This is a genomic window from Streptomyces phytophilus, from assembly GCF_013870535.1.
GTDB classification, from domain to species: Bacteria; Actinomycetota; Actinomycetes; order Streptomycetales; family Streptomycetaceae; genus Streptomyces; species Streptomyces phytophilus.
The window spans coordinates 1-4593 of sequence record NZ_JACBXC010000432.1 but is presented as its reverse complement, the minus strand read 5'-3'; the positions used below and the strand labels follow the sequence as shown (position 1 = coordinate 4593).

The window sequence follows — 4593 nt, the reverse complement described above, 5'->3', positions numbered from 1 at the left end:
GGGCGCGGGCCGGTGAGGCGCCCTTCGGTCAGGACAGCGGTGCGATCCTGTCGATGACCTCGGGGTTGTCGTCCAGCCAGGTGCGGGCGGACTCCTTCTCGTTGCCGGTGCCGCCGTTCTGGATCTCGACCTCCAGCGAGGACAGCTCCTCCTCGGAGAGCTTGAAGTCCTTCAGCCACTCGTGGAACTCCGGGAAGTCCTCGGCGAAGTCCTTCTTGGCCACGGTGTGGATGTCGTCGCCCTCGCCCCAGGCCCCCTTCGGGTCCTCCAGCTTGGTCAGGTCCCACTTGCCGTAGGCCCAGTGCGGCGACCAGAGCGTGACGACGACGGGCTCCTTCTTGTCGTACGCGCGCTCCAGCTCGGCGAGCATCGAGGAGGTGGACGAGGAGACGACCTCCCAGTCCTCCAGGCCGTACTCGTTGACGACCTTGTCCTCCAGGATCCCCATCATGCCGGCGCTGGCCTCGATGCCGATGATCTTCCCGCCGAACTCGCCCTTGTGGTCCTTCAGATCCTCCAGGGACTTGATGTCCTTCATGTACGACGGGACGGACAACTCCAGCGTCGTCGGCCCGTACCACGAGCCGAGGTCGGTGAGGTCGTCGCCGAATCTCTCCCAGTACTGCTCGTGCGTGACCGGCAGCCAGGCGTCGAACTGCACGTCCATCTGGCCCTCGGCGAGCGCGGTGTAGAGCGGGCCGGGGTCGAGCTGCTTGACGTTGGTCTTGTAGCCGCGGTCCTCCAGCACGTTCTGCCACAGGTACGTGGAGGCGATGGCCTCGTCCCACGGGAAGTACCCGAGGTTCACGGTCTTGCCCGCGTCCTTGCCCTGGGTGCCGCCGCCGCTGCCGCCCTCGGGCAGCGGGGCGATCTTGTCGACGTAGCCCTTGTTCTGCTCCAGCCAGGCGCGGACGGCCTCCTGCTCGTTGCCCTCGCCGGCCTCGACGATCATCTCCTCCAGGCTGGTGAGCTCCTTCTCCTTCATGGTGAAGTCGCGCAGCCAGTCGGCGACGACGGGCTCGTCCTTGGCGAAGCCCTTGCGGGCGGTGGTGTGCACGTCGTCACCGGAGCCCCAGGCGCCCTTCGGGTCCTCCAGCTTGGTCAGGTCGTACTTGCTGTACGCCCAGTGCGGCGACCAGAGCGTGACGACCACCGGCTCCTCGGCCTCGTACGCGCGCTCCAGTTCGGCGAGCATCGAGGAGGTGGACGAGGAGACGACCTCCCAGTCCTCCAGGCCGTACTCGTTGACGACCTTGTCCTTGAGGATCCCCATCATGCCGGCGCTGGCCTCGATGCCGATGATCTTCCCGCCGAACTCGCCCTTGTGGTCCTTCAGATCCTCCAGGGACTTGATGTCCTTCATGTACGACGGGACGGACAGCTCCAGCGTCGTCGGCCCGTACCACGAGCCCAGGTCCTCCATCTTGTCGCCGAACTGCTCCCAGTACTGCTCGTGGGTCACGGGCAGCCAGGCGTCGGTCTGGAAGTCGACCTGGCCCTCGGAGACGGCGGTGAAGAGCGGGCCCGGGTCGAGCTGCTTGGCCTCGGCCTTGAAGCCGCGCTGCTCCAGCACCTCCTTCCACAGGAAGGTGGAGGCGATGCCCTCGTCCCAGGGGATGTAGCCGATGTCGATCTGCCGGCCCTGGCCGACGTCCGTGGAGGCCGCGGCCTCCTGCTTGGTGCCCTCGTCGTCGCTTTCGGCCAGGTTCAGGCCGCCGGCGAGCAGCGCCAGCACGACGATGCCGACGGTGGCGATCGCGGTGGTCGGCTTGTAGTGCAGCAGCTTCCACCGGTCGACCGCGGCCGCGGTCTTGGCGAGCGCGCGCCGGCCGAGCGGCGAGACGCGCTGGTTGAGCGCGCCCGTCATCCGGTCCAGGTACATGGCCAGGATGACGACGACGAGACCGCTCTCGAAGCCGGTGCCGATGGCGACCCGGGTGACGGCGTTGTAGACGACCTCGCCGAGGCCGCCGCCGCCGACCATGCCGGCGATGACGACCATCGACAGCGCGAGCATGATGACCTGGTTGACGCCGGCCATGATCGTCGGCAGCGCCAGCGGCAGCTGTACGCGCCGCAGGGTGTCGGCGGGCCTGGTGCCGAACGCCTCGGCGGCCTCGACGAGTTCCGCGTCGACCTGCCGGATGCCCAGCTCGGTCATGCGCACGCCGGGCGGCATCGCGAACACGATGGTGGCGATGATGCCCGGGGTGATGCCGATGGAGAAGAAGATGACGCCCGGGATCAGGTACACGAAGGCGGGCATCGTCTGCATGAAGTCGAGCATCGGCCTGATGGCCGTGCTGACGACCTTGTTGCGGGCCGCCCAGATGCCCAGCGGCACGGCGATCACCACGGTGATCGCGGTGGCGACCAGCACCATCGACAGGGTTTCCATGGCCTCGGGCCACAGTTGCACCGAGTCGATGACGGCGAATCCCGCGAACGCGAGCACCGCGGGCAGCGGCCCGCGCAGCCAGAAGGCGATCACGGCGAAGATGCCGGCCATGACGAGCGGTTCCGGCGCGTCGAGGACGGCGTTGACGCCGTCGTACATGCCGGTGAGGACCGTGTCGATGAAGTCGAAGAGCCAGCCGAGGTGGTCCTTGAGCCAGTCGACGACCGACTCGACCCGGGACCCGAAGTCGATCTCAGGCACCGGCGATCACCTTCTCGCCCTCGTCGTCGCCGGCCTGGTCGCCGAGGATGGACAGCAGCCGGCCGCGCTCCACGAGGCCGACGAGGTCGCCGTCGGCGTCGGTGACGCCCACGGCGTCGTCGCCGGTCGCGAACGGACCGAACAGCTCGGCGACGGGGGTGTCCTCGGTGACGCTGACGGGCGCGGTGGCGCGCAGCTCCTTCGGGGAGAGGCCGTCCTGCGGCTCCTCCATGATGGAGCCGGCGGTCAGCACCCGGGTGCGGTCGACGTCCTCGACGAAGCGGCGGACGTAGTCGTCGGCGGGCCGCACGAGGATGTCCTCGGGGCTGCCTATCTGGACGATGCGGCCGTCGCGCATGACGGCGATCCGGTCGCCCAGGCGCATGGCCTCGTTCAGGTCGTGGGTGATGAAGACGATGGTCTTCTTCAGCTTGGACTGCAGCTCGATGAGCTGGTCCTGCATGTCCCGCCGGATCAGCGGGTCGAGCGCGCTGAACGACTCGTCCATGAGGAGCAGGTCGGCGTCGGTGGCCAGCGCGCGGGCCAGGCCGACGCGCTGCTTCATGCCGCCGGACAGCTCGTCGGGCCAGTGGTGCTCCCAGCCCTTCAGGCCGGTCAGCTCCAGCGCCTCGGTGGCGCGCTTCTCGCGCTCCTGCCGGGGTATGCCCTGGACTTCGAGACCGTACCCGGCGTTCTCCAGCACGCTGCGGTGCGGAAAGAGCGCGAAGTGCTGGAAGACCATGCTGATCTTCTTGGAGCGCACCTCGCGCAGCTCGCGGTCCGTCAGCGACGTCAGGTCCTGGCCGTCGAAGAGCACCCGGCCCGACGTGGCGTCGAGCAGCCCGTTGAGCATGCGCAGCAACGTGGACTTGCCGGACCCGGAGAGGCCCATGACCACGAATATCTCGCCCGACTCGACGGTGAAGGAGGCGTCCACCACCGCCGCGGTTGTGCCCTTCTCGCGAAGTTTCTCCCGATCCTCGCCCGCCTCTAGCCTGGCGACCGCATCTACTGGCCGTTTACCGAACACCTTGTACAGGCGCTCCGCCTGGAGCCTGCTCACATACACCTCACGCCTCGAACGGAAAAATCGACCTGCCTCCCCCGTCGGCAGGTCGTGGAGTGACGCGGGTTCTGCCCTGATGCTTCCCGAATTGTCCGTGTATAGACCATCGGTTCACTCCACTTCCGCCGCTGCCCAGGATCCCGATGTCCAAACCATGGCGTGATCCAGTTCACATCTCGATCGCGTTTGGTCGCGGTGCATGCGGCATCATCAGGGGATGACCCGACGCCTGATGCTGCTCGACACGGCCAGCCTCTACTTCCGCGCGTACTTCGGCGTACCGGAATCGGTCACGGCCCCCGACGGCACCCCCGTGAACGCCGTGCGGGGGCTGCTCGACTTCATCTCCCGGCTCGTCGCCGACCACCACCCCGACGACCTCGTCGCCTGCATGGACGCCGACTGGCGCCCGCAGTGGCGGGTGGACCTCATCCCCTCGTACAAGGCGCACCGGGTCGCCGAGGAGCACCCCGGCGAGGCGGAGGCGGACGAGGAGGAGGTGCCGGACACGCTGTCGCCGCAGGTGCCGGTCATCGAGGAGGTGCTGGACGCCCTCGGCATCGCGCGGGTGGGAGTGGCCCCGTACGAGGCGGACGACGTGATCGGCACCCTGACCGCGCACGCGACCGGGCCCGTGGACATCATCACCGGCGACCGCGACCTGTTCCAGCTGATCGACGACGCCCGCGGGGTACGGGTGGTCTACCCCGTCAAGGGCGTCGGCAACGCCACCGTCATGGACGGCGCGGCGCTGCGCGAGAAGTACGGCGTCGACGGCTCCGGCTACGCCGACCTCGCCCTGCTGCGCGGCGACCCCAGCGACGGCCTGCCGGGCGTGCCGGGCGTCGGCGAGAAGACCGCGGCCAAG

General features: G+C 68.4%; 3 protein-coding genes. 1 reads left to right on the top strand and 2 read right to left on the bottom strand.

Going from position 1 to position 4593, the window contains the following annotated elements; translation table 11 throughout:
- Positions 1–28: 28 nt before the first annotated feature.
- Together H5J30_RS18555 and H5J30_RS18550 are read right to left on the bottom strand one after the other, a co-directional pair.
- Complete coding sequence (locus H5J30_RS18555) at positions 29–2659, bottom strand: ABC transporter permease/substrate binding protein (RefSeq protein ID WP_181788535.1); 2631 nt, start codon at positions 2657–2659, stop codon at positions 29–31.
- Positions 2652–3722: a quaternary amine ABC transporter ATP-binding protein gene (locus H5J30_RS18550; protein ID WP_181788534.1), complete on the bottom strand. Its 1071-nt coding sequence runs from the start codon at positions 3720–3722 to the stop codon at positions 2652–2654. The genes H5J30_RS18555 and H5J30_RS18550 overlap by 8 nt, the downstream gene beginning before the upstream one ends.
- 235 nt (positions 3723–3957) lie before the next feature.
- Here H5J30_RS18550 and H5J30_RS18545 point away from each other — a divergent pair.
- A partial coding sequence (locus tag H5J30_RS18545) for a 5'-3' exonuclease (RefSeq protein WP_181788536.1) occupies positions 3958–4593 on the top strand: 636 nt, incomplete at its 3' end.